The organism is Streptomyces sp. NPDC002623 (assembly GCF_053592635.1).
This window is the reverse complement of sequence record NZ_JBSFWB010000050.1, coordinates 1-22,006: the sequence shown is the minus strand read 5'-3', so window position 1 is coordinate 22,006 and position 22,006 is coordinate 1. Positions and strand designations below refer to the sequence as shown.

The window sequence follows — 22,006 nt, the reverse complement described above, 5'->3', positions numbered from 1 at the left end:
CTGACTACTCGGCGAAGAGACGACCGTGCTGGTAGCCGGGCGCAATGAGCGACTTGAAGGTGTCGACTCGATTGAGCTGTGCGGTCCCCTCGTAGATCTGAAGCAGCTTGGTGTCGCGCAGGAGCTTCTCCACCCTGCCCTCGTGACGTGTCCCCTGCGATCCCATGAGCTCGAGAGCGATCTGGCAGTTCTTCATCGCCAGGTCGGCCGCTGCGAATTTCGCCATTGAGCCGAGTCCTGCCCCCAACCTCTGATCGAGGCCGCGGTCGAGCAGCATCCTGCTGGCGAGGCGACTGGTGCGCGGGTGGTCCCAGAGCCGGCCGAGCACCTTCCTCATCGGCTTCCACGGCATGGCGTTCTGGCTGTGGAAGACCAACTTCGATGTCATCAGGTTGGACAGCGCGTTGGCACCTGCAGCGTCGATGTAGGCGAGACGAGCGAGCCGGGCATTGGCGTACATCTCGGCAAGCCGGCTTTGCACCCACCCATGGTCGATCATGGGCATCCCACGTAGCTGGGTCTCGTCAGCGAACGCCGCCGCAGCCTCGAAGGCCCCCCGGGCGGCACCCGCCGCCATGGCCGCGATCGACACGCGGGACATGCACAACCAGTAGTCGAAGTGCCGCGTCATGATGTCGTGGTCGCTGGAGTCACTGAACCCGCGGCGCTGAGCCTGGTCGAGAATGACGAGGTCGTCGGGGACGAAGCAGTTGTCGAAGTTCAACGTGCTCGCCGGCGAGAGCCGCTGCCCCATCTTGTCCTCGAACCGACCGAGTGTGAATCCTTCGGTCCCTGCCCGCACTGCCAGCACGACCATCGTCTCGACGGGCCTAGCAGGGTCGGTGCACGTATAGAGAACGTCCCATGTGGCGAAGTGCCCGTTGGAGGAGAAGACCTTGGACCCGTTGACGAGGTACCCGCCCTCGACCTTGGTCGCACGACAGCCGATCTGTCCACGCCCCGTGAGGTCGAGATCCTGCAGGTCGGTTCCAGCGTTGGGCTCAGTGACCGAAACCGCGAACATGCAAGCTCGCCCATCCTGTTCACCGCGGAGGACGTCGTCGAAGAGACGGCGCGCGACTCTGAGGTTGCCTGAGACCATCAAGCACGCGGTGCCGAGTCCTTGGAGCCCGATCAGCGTGGCGACCCCGGGGCACACGGTCGCGATCTCCTCGAAGAAGTAGACCGCCGCCGAGATGTCATAGCCCTGTCCACCGAACATCTTCGGGATCATCAGGGAGAACAAACCCCAGTCATTGCAGGCGCGCACGAGATCGTGGGGCAGGAAGTCGTGATCCTCGAAGGTGGCCCGTTCAAGCTCAAGGACGTGGGGCCGTGCGACTTCGACATTGAACTGTCGTGCCAGCGCGACCAGCTCCTCCGCCTGGCGAATGACCCCACGACGTGCGCCCGGCGGACGATAGAGGCCAAGCGAGTGCTCACGGAAGTCAGGACGATCGCCAACACGAGAGACGACCAGGCGTCGAGACTGTCGCGGCGGAGTGCTGCGGAAGCTAGTGGGCGCTGCGGTCGCTTCACCCGGCACGGAATCACCCGCCACGGATGTGGCAGCCGGCTCGCGGTGCGCATTCGTAGGCATGGAACCTCGTTCAAGTTACTCAGAAGAATTGATCAGCACTTTATGAAGGCCGCCGTACTCACGGTGATTGCTCTGGCGGCCGCTGTTCTTGTCACTTTCGCCGGCCGCTCCGCCTAGCCACTCACTGGCAATCGGAGCTCACGCGCTGGCCTGCCCAAGAGAGCTCCCGAAGCGAACCCCGAGCCCGTTTGAGGAATCTCATCGGGAGCGGGTTCAGACGGCGCTGCTCGTCGTCCTGGCACGGTCGAGCAGGATCGGGTCGTGCGCGTTGACGATGATCAGGCCTTGGTCGTGCTGGTGGAGTTCGGTCAGACGTTGGTGGTTGTGCCGCACCTGTGCAAGATCGAAGGCAATAAATCGTTCGAGCGATGCCAGGATTCGCGGCGCGCGATCCCGTCCGTCCAGGACCGAGTGATGGTAAAAGCTGTCGCCGGCGTGCAGGATCCATCCATGGTCCGATTCGACAGCGAAGGCGGTGTGGCCGCGACTGTGACCGGGCAACGCGATCATGACGATCCCGTCTGCGACTTCGTCTAGGGGTTTCGCCGCAGCAAAACCCCTCCAAGCCTCACCGGTGATGTCGTGCTCGACAAGGTGTGGGTCATGTGCCCACTGTTGGGCACGGTATCGCTGGCGTTCCTTTACCGAGGGTGACCATATGGCACCCAGCGCCTCTGCCGAGCTCACATGCACTTGGGCATCGGGGAAGTCGGCCAGACCGCCGGCGTGGTCGACATCCAGGTGGGTCATCAAGATGTCCCGAACATCTCTTTCGTCGTAACCCAGCGCACGCACCTGGTGGAGCGCAGTCTCTCCTGGCTGCAAGGCGGGCCGGAGCAGGTGGCGCGACGGACCGATGCGTGACGGTCGCTCGATGTCCTGGAGGCCAAAACCGGTGTCTACAAGGACGAGGCGGTCGCTCGCCTCGATAAGGAGGACGTGGCAAACGATCGCAGAGGTGGGTATCCGCATGCTGCCGCAGTTGAGGTGATGCACCCGCATGAACGCTCACCCCCTTCCAGCGGCGACTGGCGGCACGCCGGTGCGTGTTCTCGTTTGGCCACGATGGCGAGGAAGGCCAGCGCGACCATCACGTTGGGTCATGTCGGCCACGAGGTCGGTGGGGGCGGCCATGCGATGTCTCCTCATCATGGTCGTTCACGCGAGAGAAGGGCGCTGACTGGTCTGATGAAGCGGGACTCGTCAACGACCAGTTGGTTGTTGAATCTCGACAACGTAGGGATCCTGTGAGTACGGCTGAAACATATAGAGGGCAGTGATCCAACCGCTATTGGACGCGCCGTCATAGCTCGGGGACCTCACGATTCCCAACTGTTCGCCGAGCCAACGAATGTTCGCGTCAATGGGACCATTCATCGACCTGAAGAGGTCGGATCGGCGCATCCTCTCACGCCGTTTCGCGAAGACGGACACTGTGATCGGAATCAGGCGTCATCCCCGGACGCTCAGAGTAAGGAGTCGTGGTGAACAGCAGCCTTTCGAGCAGCCTGGCGACTCGGCCGTGGGATGGTTACGGTCATCGGGCTTCCCTGGCGTTGGCTGCCGACGTAGTCCCGAGCTGGCGGTAGAGGACGAAGAACAGCACCCCGAAGGCGACGTCATAGAAGCCCAGCAATAGCATCCAGTAATACTCTCCGAACACGGCATAGAGGCATGCCGTGATGCCCCATACCTTCGCGATCACCGCGACACCGATGAACGATCGATACTTCGCGGGATCGCGGGAGGCCTGAATGTAGAACAGGCCGAGTATGCAAGTGCAGTAGAAGAACGAGTAGATCCACACCGGGAAGATGCCGACCCCGACGCGGTCATGCTGAACGTCCCACCAGTGGAAGAACACTGCACTCAGCGGCGATCCGATGAGATTGAACGTGCCACCGAATCTGAGGATCCGCGTGAGGGCGTCGGTGGACATGGCTGCCTCCTTGGTTGCCGTTGTGGGTGGCAGGAACGGGGGTGTACTCCCTAAAGCCGGGCAGGCTCCAGTTGCGGCGGCCTCACCGCGATGTCCCGGCGGATCGATAGGCCCCTGGTGTCGTTCCGGTCCGGCGACGGAAGGCGCGATAGAAGTTGGGCAAATCGCCGTACCCCGCCACCTGCGCAACGTCGCGAATCGGTAGCGTGGTCGTCTTGAGAAGTCGCACCGCCTCATCGAACTGGAGTCGGGTGACCACGTCTCGATAGGTCACCCCTTCGTCGTTCAACCGGCGGCGAAGGGTCCGCGAGGAGATGTTCAGCAGCCGTGCCATCTCGTCCAACGCCGGCGGTCCATCGCCACGAAACAAGACTTCCTGAACTATGCGCTGCGACAACGGACCGTTCGCCCGCACCCTGTCCAACGCTGACTCACAGGCCCGTTCAGCTGCTTTCAGCGTCAACGGGTTGGCTAGCGGAAGGCGATGGTCGAGCCATCTAGCGTCGAACACCACGGCATTCGTCGCCGCACCGAAGACCACGGGACAGCCGAGCCGCTGCGCGTACCGTGGTCCATTCCGAGGTGCCACGTACGCGACGCGAATCTCGGTGAAGTCGACGGGCACGCCGATCAGATCGGTGAACACCCGCCTGACCGAAGCGAACTCGCGTTCGCAGACAAGACGTCGTGCTTCCTTCAGGTCCAGGCGCTCACAGATCATCAGAACCGCTGCGCCGGCTCTCGTGCGCATTTCGAACCGGAAGTAGGAGCCGAGCAGGTCGGCGAGTCGTCTGAATGTCTCCAGCGCCGCGCCCAACGTCTCGCAGGAAGCCGTCGCGACCCCGAGCGGGCCCAATGTGCCCAGATGAGATCGCTCGCCCAATTCGAACCCGAGGTCGGGGTCGCCGATGGAGCAGGAGAGGTTCCGGAGCAGCGAGAACTCCTGCGCCGGCGTCACCAACAGGTCGGGGTCATCGAAGTCGCACTCATCCAGGCCGCTGTGCGCCAACAGGGCTTCCGGCGCGATCCCGAGCTCGGCCGCGTAGCGATACACGACCGCGGCGAACTGGATCGAACGGTGTGTCGGCATCGACTGACCGAACAAAGCCGCAGTGGCAGGCGATGGCATTGGCTGCGAGCCCTTCGCATGCCCACCGGGCGAATTCTGGAACGGCAGCGAGGGGCCCGATCGCCCAACCCTGTCGAGAACTGACTCATAAGTCACCGAAATGACTCCCTCCTGCAATATCAGGAAACGCGCAAAGGTAGGCAAGGAAACGGCGTTCGGAGGAGAGACGAGATAGCCGGCCGGGTGAACGAGCGGAACACGGGTTCGGAGATGCGTCGCCTGAAACGAGGGTCAGCGCCGCGTGAGGCTGCCCACGCGTTCGGGCGCCGCGGCCGCCACAACACCTCGCTCGATGACATCGCCCGGTCGCTGGGCATCTCCAACAGGACCCTCTGTAACTACGTTCGCGCAGGAGTTTCTCTGCGAGCGCCATCGCGAGGCCTTGAACTTCGGTGACCACGCGGTTACTCACGGCTTCTCGGCCAGTGGGTCCGGGGCGCAGCGCCTGCGTGCCGCGATGGAGTTCTACGTCAAACGAACGATCGATGGGCTCGGGGAGTGTGCCGCTCTGCTCGAGGTCGACGCACTCCGGACAACGGCTCGACGCGACGAGACCAGGTCCACGCCTACAACATCCAGGCTGCCACGAACCGTGCTGCCAGGACGCAGTGGTGCGGTCAGTTGGACATCACGCACAGATCGACCAGCCAGCACAGCCCAGTGCTGGCAGACCCCCAGCGTGGCAAGACTCTGATAGATCGCCATGGAGTGAACTCCTGATCCAACAAGGTCTCCGAGCACATGCTCGAAGGTGGTGATGGTCATACCGAGCGGGACCTGCCGGCCCAGTACGGGTCACGGATGGCTCTGCGCAGGACTTTCCCGTTCCCGCTGCGGGGGAGCTCGGCGACGAAGACCGCATGCTTGGGTGTCTTGACCCCGCCGACGGTGGCTCGACAGTGCGCGATCACCTCGTCCTCGCTCAGTGTGGCGCCGGGCTTGAGCTGGATCGTGGCGAGGACCGCCTCGCCCCACTTGTCGTCGGGCACGCCGACGACGGCACAGTCCTCCACGGCAGGGAGCTGAAGGATCGCCCGCTCGACCTCGCTGGGGAAGACGTTGAACCCGCCGGTGATGATCATGTCCTTCTTGCGGTCGACGATGTAGAGGAAACCGTCCTCGTCGATCACGCCGATGTCGCCGGTGTGGTGCCAGCCGAACTGCTGGGCCTCTGCTGTTGCTTCGGGGTTCTTGTAGTAGCCGTCCATCACCAGGTCGCCGCGCACCACGATCTCGCCGCGTTCGCCCTGGGGTAGGAGCTCGCCGGCCTCGGACATGATCTCGACCGAGAAGCCGGGCGTGGGGCGCCCCACGCTTTCAAGCCGTTTGGCGTGCGCCGGGTCCTCGATGGCCTCGCGATGGCTCTCGGTGTCCATTACTGCGATGACCATGAGGGCCTCGCTCTGGCCGTAGCCCTGCATGAGAACGGGGCCGAACACCTCCCATGCCTCACGCGCCTTGGCCGGAGCCATCGGCGCGGTGCCATACACGATGGTGCGCAACGTTCTGTAGTCGTAGGACTTCACTTTCGGGTCCGCCATCATCATGTAGACGAGGGTCGGCGGTACGAACAGCGTCGTCGCCCCGTGCTTCTCGATGGCCTCCAAGATGTCGCCGGGGCGGGTCGAGTTCATCAGGATGTGGGTGCCGCCGTGCGGGTGCAACATGGCGGCGTACATCCCGGCGGCGTGAGTGATCGGCGCGACCACGAGGTGTCGCGGCGGCACGTCATACGAGACCCACTCGTCGAAGCCCTGCTGCGCGCTCACCCACGCGCGATTCGAGACCACGATGCCCTTCGGCGTGCCTGTGGTTCCGCTGGTGAGCAGCAAGGCGGCCGGGTCGCTTGAGGTCCGGGCCGGGTAGGTGACGGCGGGGTCGAGCTCGCTGGGCAGCCACTGGTCCAACGATGGCGCGGCCGGGCCGGGGCGATCGAGGCAGACCGTGCCGACCGATTTGGCCTCGATGGCGTCCAGGTCCGCCTCCAGCGAACTGTGATAGAAGAGCCAGTCCACATCGAGGGAGTCCACAGCCTCGGCCATCGCAGCACCACCCATGCGGTAGTTCAGCGGCACCCAGAGGCAGCCTGCCCGCAGCAGTCCCCACTGACAGGCGAAGCCGTAGACGTGATTGGGGCTGTAGACGCCGACGTGCGAGCCGGGCGCAACTCCAGCAGCCATCAGGCCTTGTGCGATGCGACTCGCCAGCTCATCGACCTGTGCGTACGTCCAGCTCTCATCACCGCTGACGATCAGCGGCCGCTCACCGAACTTCCGGACGCCGGCCTCGAAGGTATCCAGATACAGCTCCACGCGCTTCACCTCTCTCTTGCGTTTTACATCCGCACCCCGAATGCAAACGTCGACTGAACGCTGCGCGACCCGCTCGATCCGGGCCTGGCGGCTTCTGTGCCGCTCGTTACGGACGCAACGTATAAACAACTAACTTTGAAGTCAACCATTTGGAGGAGATATGCAGAGACGGTCGTCGGTGGTAGCTGTACCACCCGGTTCGGGTTGCTCCCCGAGCGCACCCGTGCAGACTGGGCGAGTCAGGCCGTGCGAGACCGCCGACGGACGCGGTGTGCGATGCGGACGACATCGAGTTCGTCGCGTACGGAAACGCTGCCGGCCGTTTCGCCGGGCAGAGGTCAATCCGGGGCGAGGTCCCGCTGCGACGTGACGGCCTCCTTCCTGGGCCGACCGGTCATCAACGTCGAGAACGCATGCGCCTCTGGCCCCTCCGCGTTTCACTTGGCGTATGCACAGGTGACGGCGGGTTTGTACGAGGTCTCGCTGGCCGTCGGCGCGGAGAAGTTGTCCTACCCGGACAACCGGGCGATCTTGGCGGCTATCCCCTCGGGGACGGATGTCAACGACATCGACCGGCTTCGCGAGCGCCCTGGTGGCGACCCGAACGGGTCGATCTTCATGGACGTCTACGCCGACTCCGCACGGCGGATGATCGAGCGCTACGGCGCGACGCCGGCTGACTTCGCCGCTGTCACGTCAAGAGCCGGGCCGTCGGTGCCTTGGAACGAGATCGCCCGGTTCCGGACACCAATGACCGTCGAGGAAGTCCTGTCGATGCGCAGTGTCGCCGGTCCGCTCGCACTCCCGATGTGCTCGACGATCGCCGACGGCGCGGCCGCGCTCGTGGTGGTGTCGCCGGACCAGACGAAGCGGCGCGGGCTTGCTGCCGTGACGGTGGAGGCCTCGGTGGTCACTACTGGCCTTGACGGCCAAGACGTTCCGGTGCCGACAGCACGTGCCGCATGCCGGGCCTACGAGAGGGCAGGATCGCACTTCGAAACGTCAAAGTCGCGCCTGGCTGTGCACAGTTCGTTGAGCCCCGCGGCCAGCTCCGTGGTGGTCGGGGAGATGCTCGTCAACGGGAGGGAGCAACGGTTGCCCTGGCCGAGAACGGCCGTGGCCGGCTCGGCGGAGGCGCGGCCGTGGCAGTCGTAACGCTCCTCAGCAGGTAGGCAGCCCTGTGAGCTGGGCATGGCAGCAGCCGCTGGCCCGTCATCCTCAGCTCCACTGGTTCCCAGCGCTGTCGGTCTCCCCGTGGACCGCCCGTAGGCGGAGGTTGCTGTAGTGCGTTGCACAGCAATGACGAGGCTGTGGACACGAGCATCGCTCTCACGATCAAGCAAGTCAACGTGAGCCACGCGAGGGCACACACCACCAGTCCAAGGCCGATCAGCCGCACCACGCAATCTCGACGCTGCCGATCGAGAGGTGGTCCAGGTCTCTGAGCCATCGGATGATGAGCCGTTTCGATGAGCGACTCCCGGTGCCCTGTAGTGCCCCACAACTCGGTCATGACGCTCTACGAGGACAAGTAGTTGAAGATCTCTCGCTCGTCCGCGACGAATGTGACGGCGGTCTCGATCTCCGCGAACTTCAGTTCGTCCTCGGCGAGCAGGGCGTTGGCCTTCTGGCCTTCCTCGCTCAGGAAGCCGGCGGCGAAGTCCTCTTCGCTCTCCCACCAAAGCTCGACGAGCCCGTCGGCCCGGTTCCGGTTTCCCCCGCGGGACTCGGCGTAGTGATTGATGAGCTCGTTGTGGAGGTTGAGGTTCTGTACGTAGCGCTTGATTCCGAGCGCCGGCGACACGCTCTCCACAAGTGAGCGATGCGTCTCGGTCCAGTACCGGACGAACTCCTCGTGTGGCATTTCTGGCCGACGCGCGAACATGATGACCATCTTGAGCATGAGATCTCCTTGGCTGGTAGGCGACGTCAGGCCCGCGTCGCACCGACGCCGAGCTTGTCTGTGAGGAAGTCGACGGTCCGGGCGACGATGTCATCGAAAGCGTCGAAATACGGCCCGTAATGGCCGATGGGATAGCCGACGTAGACGGCATCGCTCATTCGGGACGCCGCGATCTTGCCGCCGAACGGATGGAACAGCATGTCTTCTTCCATCCCGATGATCAGGGCTGGACAGTTGATCTTTCGAACCTTCGACAGGGGGCGGTACATTCCGAAGGTCAGGGCGATCTCAGCAGGACAGAAGTTCATCTGCTCGTAGGCCTCGGCGTCACCGCCGAAGAGTTGAATCTCACCCGGCAGGGCATCCGGGGTCGATGCGACCGCACAGGCGCCCTTGCCGAACTCCCCCGCGATGCGCACATTGTGACGTCTGCCGAGCAGCTTGGCAGATATGACGTCCCTTATCGCGTGCCCCGTGAGCTTGAGCGCGTGCAGAGGTGGCTGGCGCAGAACTGCGCGCGCACCCGACCCGAGCGGCCCTTGCGCCACGATGGCGCTGACGGTGAGGTCCTCTGCCGCTGTGACCAGAACGTGCCCTGCGCTGAAAGCTGTGCCCCACAGCGCGAGGCGTGACGTGTCGAGGTCGATCAGCGTTCTCGCATACGCGATGGCGGACTTCCAGTCCGCCAGCTGCCACTTCGCGTTGATGTACTGGCGGGGCTCGCCCTCGCTGTCGCCCCAGCACCGGTAGTCGAACGTGACGACGGCCATGCCTGCTTCGGCGAAAGCCTGGGCGTAGTCCGGAATTCTCATGTCGCGGGTCGCACCGAACCCTTGGCCCACCACAACGACCGGGGGTCTGGTGACACCACGGGGGCGAAACACCGTTGCCCCGCAGACCAAGCCTTGGCTCTGGAAGGTGGTTCGCTCGACGTCCACCTCAAGGTGAACCGTTTTGTTGATCGCGCTCATTACATCTCCTGTTTCCCGTGAGGCAAGCATGGTCAGCGCCAAGCCGGGGGACGATTGCCACATAGGTCAGATGCCGTTGCAGATTCGGCCAGGGTCTGCACGACATCGCCTTGACCGGCCGCACCACGCTCATCTCGACTCCGTCGACAGCGAACCGGCCAGGCGGTCGTCACTAACACGGCTGTACAGCAGATAGAACGCGATACAGCATCCGACGTCGTAGACGCCAAGAACGAGCAGCCATTACGCGCAACTGAAAGCGCATAGATGCATGCGACGATCCCCAGGTCTTCGCGATCGCAGCCGCACCGACTAGCGGGCGACATCCCACCAGTGCAAGCACAGGGCACGCAGCGGCGACCCGAACAGGTTCATGAAGCCTCCCCATCTCACCCACTGGCTCGCCGCAAACCACTTGATCGGGGGATACGGCATGCACCTGCCTACACCTCCGTCTCTCGTCACGCTGAGAGCGTATTTAGTTCTGACTATTGCGTCAATACTTTGTTTGCGTATTCAGATCGCTGATCCGGCTGCTCGTCGAGAGCAAGTCCCGACCCGTGCAACCCACGCCACGTTTCGCATCTGTGCTGCCGCAGGTGTGACTACGAGACCCAATCTGCCAGCTTCGAGGCCATCCTCCGCATCGCCTCAATCGCAAACCTCACCAAGCGCGACCGGAGTGCTCCTGTACGTGGCCAACCCCGACGCGATCGGTGTGCTGCCGGCCCCTCGACGCGCACGGCCGGTGGCTGTGCCCAGAACTCCGTCCCACCGGAGTCCGACCTGGAGGTGGATGTACGGAGTGTGGCGTGCGGCGGATGAACGGCACCGACGCGTCGATCGACACTGCAGTGTGACCACGGCACTGCGCCTGCTCCGCCGACATCACGACGGGCGCGGCTGCACCGTTGCCGATCGGCGAGCGCATGGCGAGGGCGAGCGGGCCGGCGACGGCTCGCATCGACAACACCTCGCCCACCGTCGTGGAGGTCCGGAACTGGGCACTCTCGTTCAACGCGCCCGCCGTGCGACTCTTGACCACGACTTGGGCGAGGTCGGCTGACGTCACCTCGTGACGGTCCATGCTGCGCCGAGCGGAGTCGGCGTAGATGTCCACGAAGATCGGTCCACGCGGGTTGCCGCCCAGGCGCTGGTGGATCCGCTCGTGTCGTTGATGTCGATGCCGAAGGGATGGCGGCCAGCGCGGCAGCCTTGTAGGGCAGGGAGAGCTTCTCCGCGCCGACGATCCCGACGCGCATGGGTTCTCGACGTTGGTGATCGGCGCGCCGCGCAGTCCTGTCGGTCGCAAGGCGACCCCTCCCTGTAGGGAGTTCTGGCCCACCATGCCCGTCGGCCGCGTTGCCATGGGCGATGAAGTCAACGTCGGACGGCCGGTCCGAATCCAGTGATTCCGGCGCCTCCGACAACGGTTTCTACATGCCTACTCCAATATATTGACTACCAAGTCATTCATATATAACGTGCACTGAGATCGGGGTGCGTGATCTGCACCATGGCGATCCGCGAGTGATGCCGATCGGAGCGGAGTCAGGACATGGTCATCTCGGGCGGGTTCAACATCTTCCCGAGCGAGATCGAGCGCGCGATCCTCCAGGGCCGCGACGTCCAGGACTGCGCCGTCGTCGGCGTCCCGGACGACAAGTAGGACGAGGCGGTCATGGCCGCGGTCCAGCTCAAGTCCGGCGCAACAGCGACTGCGGACGACCCTAAGGCGCAACGTCGAGCTCTGTTCGGCGGCCGCGAGGTGCCCAAGGACGGTGCCCTCCTCGACGACCTGCCACGCAGCGGCAATGGAAAGGTCCTTCGCCGCATCATCCGTGATCCCTACTGGCGGGTCGGCTCCCGGTCCGTCTGACCTGCATGCACCACCCGCATCGACGAACAGGAGAACGAGACGTGGCCGACATCGCGACCCAAGCGCGAACCGAACTACGCGATGGGACCCTGTGGCTGACGCTCGACCGGCCGGAGGCGATGAACAGCCTCACGCCGTCGATGATGCACGAACTCGAATCCGCTCTGGACCGACTCGCCGAGGCCCCCCTGTCCGGGCCTTGGTCATCACCGGGGCGGGCCGCGCCTTCTGCGCCGGCGCCGATCTCCAGGCTGTGCTCGCGGGCGGCCTCGAGGTGGCGCTGGCGTGCGACGTCGTCGTTGTGCTCGAGGGGCCAGGATCGGGGAGGGTCACGCCAAGTGCTGCCAACTCCCCGGTGGCGGTGGGTCAATGCGACTCCCACGGCGCGTGGGGGCATCGCAAGCCAAGTACCTCACGTTCACGGTGACCGCCTGGCGGCGCCCGAAGCGCGGGCGATCGGGCTCGTCCACGTCGTCGCTCCTGACGGTCGACTCGAGGAGGTCGTGGTCACGATCAGCGCGGCCAGCCAGCCCCCTTCGTGAGATGAAGTGGCTGGTCGATCACGGCCTTGACCGAGACGTCGACGACGCTCTGGCGATCGAGTTGGCGACGGCCGTCACCTACGCGGAATCGCACGACCGGAACGAGGGCCTGCAAGCCTTCGCAGAAGGTCGGCCACCGCGCTTCACCAGTGAGTGAACGAACCGTCACACAACTGACCACACGGCGCTGCGCCGCCTGCAGCGCGCCCCGCGCGTGAACGTTCGCGGGAAACCTGCACCAAACAGGAATCGTGTCATGACTGACATCCTCACGCTCGAGAACGGCGTCGCCCTCGTCACCGGTGGGGGCCAAGGGGTAGGCCGCCAGGTCGCCCTGCACTTCGCGGCCCACGGTGCAAAGGCCGTGATCGTCAACGACTTCGTGCCCGAGCGCGCCGCCGCCGTCGCAGCCGAGGTCGAGGCACTCGGCGCCCAGGGCATCGCGCTTGCGGGCGAAGTCACTGACTTCGACGCACTCTCGGCCGGTGTTGAGCAAGCGGTGGCCACGGCAGGCGGACTGGACATCCTCGTCGACAACGCTGGTCCGCGCCCCGACACTGTGAAGCCGGCCCCGTTCTGGGAGACCGGACCCGAAGACTGGGGTATCTGGCTCGGCACGAATCTGCACAGCGTCCTCAATACGACGCGTGTCACGCTGCCGGCCATCCTCGCATCAGGTAACGGCAGCATCATCAACGTCATCTCGGACGCTGGTCGGGTCGGTGAGCCGCACCTGCCGATCTACTCGGCGGCCAAGGCCGGTGTCGGCGGTTTCGGTCGGGCACCGGCAAAGGCCACCGGTGCTCAGGGGGTGTGGGTCAACGCCGTGTGGCTCGCGAGCGTGAACACACCCGACGTTGAGGCTCAGTTGGCCGATCCGGAGGCCGTCACGCGCATGCTGCGGCAGTACATCACCCGCCGCCTGGGCGAGCTGTCCGACGTGGCGAACATGATCCTATTCCTGGTCTCAGACGCGTCAGGCTGGATCACCAGGCAGACGTACCCGGCCAACGGCGGGTACTCCTTTGGCCAGTGACACGCCAGCCGACGCTGACCACGCACGACCCCACCCATTGACCAGCACAACCGAGAAGGAGACGCGGTGTCCACCAGAGTACTGACCAAGACGTTGACGTACGGCGGCATTATCAACCTCGTCGGCTCGCCGCTGTCGGCGGTATTCCTCCGCTGGTGGGACGATGACCATGGCCGCTTCGGTGACGGTTTCCCGGTGTGGATCTACTCCTTTTTCTACTGCACGTGCATCCTCGGGCTGATGTACATCCAGGCCGGCCGCGACCCCGAGCGGTACCGTTCGTTCATCGGCGTGGCTGTGGTCGCCAAGGTGTGGGGCGTCCTGGCCTGCACCTATGCGATCGCCGATGAGTACTACTGGATGCTGCCGCTCGGGATCTACGACGTGGTGTTCGGCACCGCCTACTACGTCTTGTACCGCCGGTTGGGAGCGTCGTTCGCCGCGTCGGCGCAGGTAGCCCGATGACGGCGCTCCCCGAGCCGCCCGCCAACCGCGGACGTCTGGCCGCAGCCTTCGACAGGCTTCTGTTCCACCGCGCAGTTGATGTCGACCGACCGGAGCCTGCCGAGGACCGGACGATGAAGGTCTTCGTGCTGTGCAAACGTGCCAACGCCACTCGCCGGCGGGCGTTCTTCCGCAGCATGCCGATCTCGGTCGACGCCGACGTCAGCCGACTCGCCCCGCGACTGCGGATCGACGGCTACCGTCGCTACCACGACGCGAGCGCGAACGGCCTGGTCACAGCTGGCTACATGCTGGCACGCACCCACGCCAACACGGCGTTCCTCCGGCGGGTGCGCGGCGAGGGCCGGCCACAGAATTTCCGCACATCGCTGCGGCCGGTCTACGATGCGATGCTCGAACTCACCTTCTCAGGTCCCCTCGACCCTGCACAGGTCGAGGCGTTCAATGAGCTCACTCAGGCCCTGCGCGGGTTGTGCTCGTTGGTGGACGTCATAGAGTCGCCACTGAGGCGTCGACTCCGCGTTGGCGCGGACTCGCCCCGAGCGGTCCACCTCATCGAGCTGGTGAACCGCGTTGACGGCTGGACGAGGCCCGAGTTGCAGCGCTACTGGATCGCCCCTCATGGCCACCTGGTTGTCGACAACCGTCAGCTGATCGGGTACGAGGAATACCAGCAGGTGCACGTGCCCGCAGTAGGCGAGACCGCCCTACCCGACTGCTTCGACGGCTTCGCGTGGGTGCGTTGGCCGAGCCTGCGCCACTACGTACTGGCGAATTGCAACCCCAAGGTTCTTCGGTTCAACAACGAACTCGTCGTGGACGAGTCGAGGTTCATGCAGCAGGTGCGGGCCATCCTGGTGCGGGAGCAGGAAGTGTCGACGGGGACGAGCGCACAGCGATGACCGGATGACTCCGGGCGGGCGCCACCTTGTCGAAACGCCTGACGGTCCGGCGCTGGTCGACACAGGGTTCGGTACCAGGGACGTCGGGGAGCACTGAAACAGCGCTGTACCAGGTCAAGGCTTTGGGCTTTGGCACCTGAGACGTTCGTGGCGTGCTGCTGACCCACTTGGACCTGGGCCACGCAGGCGGGCTCGTGGACTTCTCGGAGGCTCGCGCATCCACGTGGCGTCATCCGAGGTCACTGGCGCGATGCGGTCGCCGTCATTCGAGGAGCGCCACTGGTTCCGGTGACAGCAATGGGCCCATGGACCCCGCCTGGTTGTGGCTTGCATGCCGGGAGCGCACCAGGAACCCGATGCTGCACATCCTGGTCACAGCCAATGACAACGAATGAGGCCAGCAACGCCATCGTGACCTGCGTCACGATGACAGAACACTTGAGGCTCAACACAGTGGAAGGAGCCGCCATGCCGTTGTTTGTTGAGTGGATGCGTCGTAAGCCGGGACTGAGCCAGGAGGAATTCACGGCCTACTGGCGGGATCATCACGCGCCGATCGTGCGTGATCGCCCGGACGTCAGGTCGTCGCTGATGGCCGACAGCTACACGCACTACCGCACCCGCTCCGACGACGAGCTCGTCGGAGCGATGATCGCTGCCAGGGGGATGGGGGTCGAGACCTACGACGGCGTGTGCATCCCCCGATCTTCCTCTGTGGCGTTCGACGAGTACGCCCAGGCTCTGAGCGACCCCACCAGCAGCACAGTCGGTGCATGGACCACGCTCCTGGAAGACGAGGTCAACTTCATGGACCTGTCCACGTCGGTGCCCTGCTTCGCCGAGGAAGACATTGTGATCTCTTCGGAGAGCCCAGTAACGACTCACCTGATGGTGTGCATCCGGCGAAGCGACGGCGTTTCGACCGAGAACTTCCTTGAGTTCAAGCGAAAGCGCAGTGCCGATCACGTGTCGAGTCTTCGTGACCAGCTCGGCTTCGCCGAGTACCGACAGACAGTTCCCATCGATACGCCGCTCAACGACGGCTTCCGCGCCGTCCGCGGCTGCGAGGAACGTCATTTCGACGCCATGGACGTTTTCGGATTCGCGTCGCGAGACGACCTGGCCGTTTCGTGGGATACACAGCGTGGAGCGTGGGAGGAACTTGCGCGGCGCGAGGACGGTGTCATCGATCTCGAGCGCTCTACCTTGGTGATAGCAGACAAGTTCGTGATCTTCGACGATCAGTGAGCAGGAGCCACGCTCTGTTGTCTCAGAACGCGGCGTCTCGTGTCGCCACATGAGCGAGGGGTGCGCAGTGGCGTCGGAGATGGGAATGCCGGAGGAGGGGAAGCCTGCCGCGAGGGTGCGGGTCTGTACGGTCAATCTGCTGGCCGGCCTGCGCCGCCGGGACCGGCAGGCCAGGACAGCGCAGCCGAGATCCGCGGGTCTCGCCACGACAGGTAACCACGGCCGTGTCGGGCCTGGGCACCGTGCGGGTCGCCACGGTCATCGGGCATGCTGGCGACATCAGCCGCTTTCCCACAGGCGGGCCCGGCATGGCTATGTCCCCCTGTCGAAGGCATGACCTGGGGGTGGTCCTACGTTGTTGATGGGTCGGATGGGCTGTCGTACGGTCCGGAGGATCCAGTGGCCCCGGGTATGGCTTGGGGGTGGTTGCCTTCAATGGTTCCTGTGACACCTGGCCGCCCGGGGCCGCACGACGACTCGACCACTGATGAGGAGCTGCGGGCCCGCGGGTATCGCTGAGTAGGACCATGCTGGAGGGGTCGTCCGGATGTGCGGAGTACGTCGAACGACCGGAGGAACCATGGCCTGGAACTGGGCGGGAACCGATATCGGAGTACGGCTCGGTGGCCGGCACCGCGTGGCCGCGCTGGGCCGACAGGGTGCCGAAGATCCCCACCATGTAGTGCATGCCGCCGGGCCTGGACCCCGTGGCGGAAAAGCGGTGGGGTCGCCGTAGCCGGCGTCCGCGACGGCCAGCGGCACCTCGATCCCGCACGAGCGGGTCTCGTCCAGCATGTCCAGGGCGAGCTGCCACTTCTCCACGTGCACGACATCGTCGGGGATCCGGCAGGCAGCGCGGCGGGCGACCTGGTCCGCAGCCGCCTTCGGCGAGGCCGGGTCCCAGGACCGAGGAGCAACAGCCGCAGCCGACCGGACGGCGATTTCCATCGTCCAGGCCAGGCGGGCCCGCACATGGGCGGGATCCCACGGGCCGGTGGTGATGAAGTGGGCCAGGGCCTGGCGGTTGCCGTCCTCCCCGAGCCGGGCCGGGCAGCAATCCGTCCGGAGTCACACCCCTTCAACGCACCACCACACACGAATGACACACCTCACCAAGATCACCGTAACCGGACGAGCCCCGCAGGACATACAGGAGGAACGACCGAAGGTGCCAGGTGTATCTGCGGGCAGGGAAAAGGACCGATCGTCGGAGCACCCAGACGGGCTGGACTCTTCGGCCCGCCCGGGGCCACGGCAACGTTCGGCCGAGCCCCCTGGCCGAACTCTTTCTGCACACGTCTACTCGGAAGCCACCAGTAACGACCTTGCGCAGGAACACGCCTGGCCCGACCGGATGGAACTCGACAAACACAGGCCTGTCGCCGACATCTTCGGCTGATTGTGGTTGCCAAGGCACTGCGCCAACGCGGCAGCCCGGCAAGGCAGTCAGCGTGACCTTCCCCTGTACCGCCGACGTATCCCCTACAGGATGCGTCGGCGGTACAGCCCCATGCACAGACCGTGCAGGGGCAGGCACGGGGCTTCACTACATGCCGGGATCAGACCGGATCGACAAATATGTCGAGAGCGGGTTCGCCCTCGAGGCCGGCCGGGCTGTAGACGGACAGGTCGGTGACGCCTTCCGCCGACAGGACCTCGTCGTCGATGAACAGGTTGCCGCTGCACTTGCGCGCGTCACGCGTGAGGACGGCGTACGCGGCGTCGGCCATGATCTGCGGACTGCGGGCTTGCCCGGCGCCACCGACCACGTTGCGCACGGCGGCCGTGTCGATCAGGGTTCGCGGCCACAACGAGTTGGCGGCGATGCCGTCGCCGGCGAGTTCCTCCGCGAACCCGATGGTGCACAAGCTCATGCCGTACTTCGACAGTGTGTAACCGAGATGCTTGCCCACCCAGTACGGCGCGAGGTTCAACGGCGGGGAGAGCGTGAGGATGTGCGGGTTGCCCGCCTCACGCAGGTGCGGAATCGCGGTCCTGCTCAGCAGGAACGTGCCGCGCGTATTGATGTCCTGCATCAGGTCGTACCGCTTCGTCTCCAGTTGCTCTGACGGCGACAGGTCGATCGCGCTGGCGTTGTTCACCACGATGTCGATGCCGCCGAAGGCACTGACCGCCGCGTTGACAGCGGTGCGCACATCGTCCTCGTTGCGGACGTCACCGACAATGGCCAGCCCCTTGCCGCCCGCCCGCTCAACCGCATCGACAGCAGTGTGCACCGTGCCTTCGAGCTTCGGGTGCGGCACCGCGGTCTTGGCGAGCATCACCACGTTCGCACCGTCGCGGGCCGCGCGCAGGGCGATGGCGAGTCCGATGCCTCGGCTGCCCCCCGACATGAGGACGGTCTTGCCGGCCAGGGTCCGTGTCATGGTCGCCTCCAAAATTGATTGTGGAGCTAATCGTATGTGATGCTAACGATAAGGTCCACGTACGACTTTCACTCCCACACGCCAGAGCGACCGGCAGGGGTCTTCCGCATCCCTTCCCCAGCGAGGTCGACGGCGACGAACTGTCCCAGTCTTCGAAAGGAGCGCCCGCACCCTGTACACCGAGGCCGCACCGCGCCTGGACGCCGGCAACCCGTCCCCGGAACCCGAGGCGGCGATGGCGAAGTACTACGCCCCCTCGTACGATGGGCACAGACCATACGCATCACTAACCATGGGCGGGATAAACGATGTCCGAGGCTCCGCTGGTACCAGGGACAGTGACCGAACACACCATCTGCCTTCTGGTCAAGCTCGGACAGGTGGCGTTCAAGATCGCCGAGGACGGCATCGGCGGGACCGGTCTGCGCGTGAGGCACTACAGCGTCCTGCAGGCCTTGGCGGACAACGGGGCGATGCCTCAGCTGGCACTCGGCTCGTTCCTGCGCATCGATCCGGCGACGATGGTGACAAGTCTTGACGACCTGGAGCGGGCCGGGTATGCGTCGCGGACACGAGATCCACAGGACCGACGCCGCTATGCCGTGGACATCACCGACGACGGGCGCAAGGTCCTGGCCGACCTCAACCGCACACTCGTCGGCCTCGACAGCGAAATCCTCGCCGACCTGGGCACCAAGGAACGGCAGTCGCTTCATGCCCTGCTGGGCAGCCTCGCCGGGAGTCCCGCTCTGACCTCCCTGTTCGATACCGTCCGGGAGCAGAACGGAACGAAGAGGGCCTAGCCGACGGACGTTGCTGACAGGTGGGTCAGATCCCTGGAAGACCGGCATGCCCGAACGCGAGCCTGCACGACGCGCCCGGCACCGGCTCCCTCTACTGCGCCACGCAGAAGACGTGAACGGCGATGTTGCCGCCACGTGCCGCTACTACGGCATCAGACCAGGGCACCCCCGGGCCGGGCCCGCAACCGCAAACCAGTCGATCACCCAGCGCTTATCCGCACACCACCCGCCCGGGCTTGCCACGTCCACTGGCTATGCCGCCACCATCACGGGTGGTGCCAGGGGGCTCCCGTCGGCCGTGAGGGCCTGTTCCGCCCAGATGACCTTGCCGTCGCGGCTGTACCGCGTGCCCCAGCGCTCGGTGAGTTGTGCGACCAGCATCAGGCCGCGGCCGCCCTCGTCGAAGGTGCGGGCACGGCGTAGATGAGGGGCGGTGCTGCTGGTGTCGGAGACCTCGCACGTCAAGGTCGACTGCAGGATCAACCGCAGCTGGATGGGGCCTGTGCCATAGCGGATGGCGTTCGTCACCAGTTCACTGACCACGAGTTCCGTGGTGAAGGCCATCTCCTCCAGCCCCCAGGCCGTCAGGTGGTCGAGTGCGAATGTACGGGCCGCGGAGACAACCACCGGATCGGACGGAAAGTCCATGGTGGTGACGTGGTGGGCGTCGAGAGCTCGGGTCCGCACTACGAGGACAGCGATGTCATCGGCAGGCCGACCTGGGAGCAGCGCGGACAGCAGTCCGTCGCATGTGTCCTCCAGCGAGGCGGGTGTCCCGGCGAGGACGTTGCGCAGCAATGCGAGTCCTGTGTCCACGTCGCGGGAGCGGCTTTCGATGAGGCCATCGGTGTACAGAGCCAGGAGACTGCCTTCCTGCAGTTCGAACTGGGTGGTTTCGAAGGCGTACCCGCCCAGGCCCAGCGGCGGGCCGACGGACAGTTCAGGGAAGGCGACTTCACGTGAGGCAGCTCGGGTACCACCAACTGCGGCCTGGGGCGCGACCACGGCTGGTCCAACGTGTCCGGCGCTGGCCATGGAGCACAAACAGGAGACCGGATCGTAGACCGCGTAGAGGCAGGTGGCGCTGATCTCGTCCGCATCCTGTTCCTCGTGTTGGAGGCGTATGACCACGTCGTCCAGATGCGTCAGGAGTTCGTCGGGTGCCAGGTCGATGTCCGCGAGCGTACGGACGGCCGTCCGCAGCCGGCCCATGGTGGCGGAGGCATGGAGGCCGCGGCCGACCACGTCGCCCACGACGAGGGCGACGCGGGCGCCGGAGAGGGGTATCACGTCGTACCAGTCACCTCCCACACCCGCGCGGGATCCGCAGGGCAGGTAGCGGGAGGCTGTCTCGACGGCGAGTTGCTCGGGTATGTGGTGCGGCAGCAGACTGCGCTGAAGGGTGAGTGCGGTGGAACGCTCCTGCATGTACTGACGAGCGTTGTCTATGTAGACGGCCGCTCTGGAAGCGATCTCCTGAGCCAGGACCAGATCGTCGTCGTCGAACGGGGCCGCGGTTCGGTGGCGAAGGAACTGTGCGAGCCCCAGGGTGGTTCCCCTGGCACACAACGGAACCAACAGCACGGAGTGGATACCGAGGTCGCGCAGGGTACGTCTGTCGTCCGGATCTGCTGCCAGCCATGAGGGGATGTCGGAGGCCGTGATGCGGTGCCGCAGGGGTTGCCCCTTGGCCAGTGCGCGAGCTGGATCCGTCCCCTCGGGGTAGGTGTGCGTCTGCCCCGTGGCGACTGCCGAGTCGGGACAGCTGTCCAACACGGACCGCTGAGCCACCCGGCGCAGCGCCGGGAAATCGGGTGCCGGACGCGACTCATCATCCTGGAACGCGGCGTCGAGCAGGTCGACGGTGACGAGGTCGGCGAAGCGGTCAGTGGCGACCTCTGTCAGTTCCTGGGCGGTGCGTGTGGTGTCGAGGGTGGTCCCGATCCGTGTGCTCGCCTCGTCAAGCATGATCAGCCGGCGCTGCAGCCAGCGGTCGCGCTCCTCCTGGTGCGACGCGACAGCCTGTTCCGAGGTGCGATCGACGTACTCGAAACCGATGCCGTTCAATGCGATCATCGTCGCATTGATCACTTCCGTGTCGTCGGTGAGCCGGGGTACCTCTTCGTACAACAACCGCAGCAGACCGGCGTGGCCGACCCGATAGACACGCAGCAGCTTGCTGATCGGCACCCCGCGCTCAGCCACTCGGCGAGCGAACTCAATGGCAGCGGGCGGTGCCTTGACCTCGGTCACATCGAAGCCGTGCTCGAGAACATTCAGGATGGCGGTGACATATTCGGTCGTGACCACAGGCTGCAGGGCAGCGAGGTCCTCGTGCATCGACAACTCGGGAAACTCGGTGCGGAAGCGCTGCGTCATGGCGTCGACCAGCTGGTCGGCTCGGGGCCTGAGCTCTCGAGCGAGGCAGCGGAGCAAAGCGTCGACAGTGCTTTCCACAGTCCAAAATGTACGCTCAAACACCCGGGCGGACATGTCGCACAGAGCGCTGCCGCAATGCCGAGGAGTACACGTCTGACCGCGAAGCGTAAGTCACCTCTCACCGCGGAATGGCCCGTGGGCGCCCAGAGGGACGCCTGGGGGCTCGGATCGTGTGACGAGGCGAGGCTCATTCGGCTCTTGAACCACCGGCGACACCATCGACAGGCCCGGTTTCCGCCGGCGACGCATGGTCCGCGAACGGGAGCGACACTGCCGTGCCGGCCTGCGTCATCGACGCCCAGGCGCCAGAACCGCCTTCCAGCGTGATCATCGTCATCCCGGGCACCGACGCTGTGACGTCGCCGGCGGCGAGCCCATCGGCCCCTACCTCACCCTGATGCGCGGCATGGCCTTCGAGAGGGACGACCTCCGCTGGGGGGAGATGGCTCTG

General features: G+C 65.1%; 17 protein-coding genes and 2 pseudogenes. 9 read left to right on the top strand and 10 right to left on the bottom strand.

Annotation, left to right across the window (positions count from 1 at the left end; all coding sequences use genetic code 11):
• Nucleotides 1-4 precede the first annotated feature (4 nt).
• The 5 genes from ACWD4O_RS43990 to ACWD4O_RS43970 form a co-directional block, all read right to left on the bottom strand.
• Nucleotides 5-1,600 carry an acyl-CoA dehydrogenase family protein gene (locus ACWD4O_RS43990; protein WP_451288663.1) on the bottom strand — a complete coding sequence of 532 codons (1,596 nt, stop codon included), beginning with the start codon at nucleotides 1,598-1,600 and terminating at the stop codon, nucleotides 5-7.
• A 213-nt stretch (nucleotides 1,601-1,813) separates the two neighbouring features.
• Nucleotides 1,814-2,602 (bottom strand): MBL fold metallo-hydrolase, encoded by a 789-nt coding sequence (locus ACWD4O_RS43985; protein ID WP_451288662.1) that lies wholly within the window; start codon nucleotides 2,600-2,602, stop codon nucleotides 1,814-1,816.
• A gap of 535 nt (nucleotides 2,603-3,137) precedes the next feature.
• Nucleotides 3,138-3,539: a hypothetical protein gene (locus ACWD4O_RS43980; protein ID WP_451288661.1), complete on the bottom strand. Its 402-nt coding sequence runs from the start codon at nucleotides 3,537-3,539 to the stop codon at nucleotides 3,138-3,140.
• 82 nt (nucleotides 3,540-3,621) lie between these two features.
• Nucleotides 3,622-4,629: an AraC family transcriptional regulator gene (locus ACWD4O_RS43975; protein ID WP_451288660.1), complete on the bottom strand. Its 1,008-nt coding sequence runs from the start codon at nucleotides 4,627-4,629 to the stop codon at nucleotides 3,622-3,624.
• 800 nt (nucleotides 4,630-5,429) lie between these two features.
• The gene (locus ACWD4O_RS43970; protein WP_451288659.1) at nucleotides 5,430-7,109 is read right to left on the bottom strand and encodes a class I adenylate-forming enzyme family protein; all 1,680 of its coding nucleotides are present in this window, start codon (nucleotides 7,107-7,109) and stop codon (nucleotides 5,430-5,432) included.
• A 237-nt stretch (nucleotides 7,110-7,346) separates the two neighbouring features.
• Here ACWD4O_RS43970 and ACWD4O_RS43965 point away from each other — a divergent pair, with 237 nt between their 5' ends.
• On the top strand, nucleotides 7,347-8,135 hold the full coding sequence (locus ACWD4O_RS43965) for a hypothetical protein (RefSeq protein ID WP_451288658.1): 789 nt from the start codon (nucleotides 7,347-7,349) through the stop codon (nucleotides 8,133-8,135).
• A 364-nt stretch (nucleotides 8,136-8,499) separates the two neighbouring features.
• On the opposite strand, the gene ACWD4O_RS43960 is transcribed toward ACWD4O_RS43965, so the two are convergent.
• Nucleotides 8,500-8,883 (bottom strand): EthD domain-containing protein, encoded by a 384-nt coding sequence (locus tag ACWD4O_RS43960; RefSeq protein WP_451288657.1) that lies wholly within the window; start codon nucleotides 8,881-8,883, stop codon nucleotides 8,500-8,502.
• Nucleotides 8,884-8,909: 26 nt separating this feature from the next.
• Nucleotides 8,910-9,854 carry an alpha/beta hydrolase gene (locus ACWD4O_RS43955; RefSeq protein ID WP_451288655.1) on the bottom strand — a complete coding sequence of 315 codons (945 nt, stop codon included), beginning with the start codon at nucleotides 9,852-9,854 and terminating at the stop codon, nucleotides 8,910-8,912.
• A gap of 1,681 nt (nucleotides 9,855-11,535) precedes the next feature.
• Between ACWD4O_RS43955 and ACWD4O_RS43950 the strand changes: the two genes are divergently transcribed.
• From ACWD4O_RS43950 to ACWD4O_RS43925, 6 genes are all read left to right on the top strand, one after another.
• Nucleotides 11,536-11,733, top strand: a complete 198-nt coding sequence (locus ACWD4O_RS43950) for a hypothetical protein (RefSeq protein WP_451288653.1) — start codon at nucleotides 11,536-11,538, stop codon at nucleotides 11,731-11,733.
• A 543-nt stretch (nucleotides 11,734-12,276) separates the two neighbouring features.
• On the top strand, nucleotides 12,277-12,432 hold the full coding sequence (locus ACWD4O_RS43945) for a hypothetical protein (RefSeq protein ID WP_451288652.1): 156 nt from the start codon (nucleotides 12,277-12,279) through the stop codon (nucleotides 12,430-12,432).
• Between the two features lie 99 nt (nucleotides 12,433-12,531).
• Entirely contained in the window at nucleotides 12,532-13,311 is a 780-nt protein-coding gene (locus ACWD4O_RS43940; protein ID WP_451288651.1) for an SDR family NAD(P)-dependent oxidoreductase, read from the top strand.
• 66 nt (nucleotides 13,312-13,377) lie between these two features.
• Nucleotides 13,378-13,776 carry a hypothetical protein gene (locus ACWD4O_RS43935; protein WP_451288650.1) on the top strand — a complete coding sequence of 133 codons (399 nt, stop codon included), beginning with the start codon at nucleotides 13,378-13,380 and terminating at the stop codon, nucleotides 13,774-13,776.
• Nucleotides 13,773-14,678 carry a hypothetical protein gene (locus tag ACWD4O_RS43930; protein WP_451288649.1) on the top strand — a complete coding sequence of 302 codons (906 nt, stop codon included), beginning with the start codon at nucleotides 13,773-13,775 and terminating at the stop codon, nucleotides 14,676-14,678. The genes ACWD4O_RS43935 and ACWD4O_RS43930 overlap by 4 nt, the downstream gene beginning before the upstream one ends.
• Nucleotides 14,679-15,059: 381 nt before the next feature.
• Entirely contained in the window at nucleotides 15,060-15,926 is an 867-nt protein-coding gene (locus ACWD4O_RS43925; RefSeq protein WP_451288648.1) for an EthD domain-containing protein, read from the top strand.
• A 714-nt stretch (nucleotides 15,927-16,640) separates the two neighbouring features.
• Here ACWD4O_RS43925 and ACWD4O_RS43920 read toward each other — a convergent pair.
• Nucleotides 16,641-16,973: pseudogene (locus ACWD4O_RS43920) on the bottom strand (transposase); the annotation flags it as partial.
• 512 nt (nucleotides 16,974-17,485) lie between these two features.
• On the bottom strand, nucleotides 17,486-18,313 hold the full coding sequence (locus ACWD4O_RS43915) for an SDR family oxidoreductase (protein ID WP_451288647.1): 828 nt from the start codon (nucleotides 18,311-18,313) through the stop codon (nucleotides 17,486-17,488).
• Between the two features lie 338 nt (nucleotides 18,314-18,651).
• On the opposite strand from ACWD4O_RS43915, the gene ACWD4O_RS43910 reads away from it, so the two are divergent.
• Nucleotides 18,652-19,116, top strand: a complete 465-nt coding sequence (locus tag ACWD4O_RS43910) for a MarR family winged helix-turn-helix transcriptional regulator (RefSeq protein ID WP_451288646.1) — start codon at nucleotides 18,652-18,654, stop codon at nucleotides 19,114-19,116.
• Nucleotides 19,117-19,368: 252 nt separating this feature from the next.
• Here the strand turns inward: ACWD4O_RS43910 and ACWD4O_RS43905 are convergent, their stop codons facing one another.
• The gene (locus ACWD4O_RS43905; protein ID WP_451288645.1) at nucleotides 19,369-21,609 is read right to left on the bottom strand and encodes an ATP-binding SpoIIE family protein phosphatase; all 2,241 of its coding nucleotides are present in this window, start codon (nucleotides 21,607-21,609) and stop codon (nucleotides 19,369-19,371) included.
• A 193-nt stretch (nucleotides 21,610-21,802) separates the two neighbouring features.
• On the opposite strand from ACWD4O_RS43905, the pseudogene ACWD4O_RS43900 reads away from it, so the two are divergent.
• Nucleotides 21,803-22,006, top strand: a pseudogene (locus tag ACWD4O_RS43900) (hypothetical protein); the annotation flags it as partial.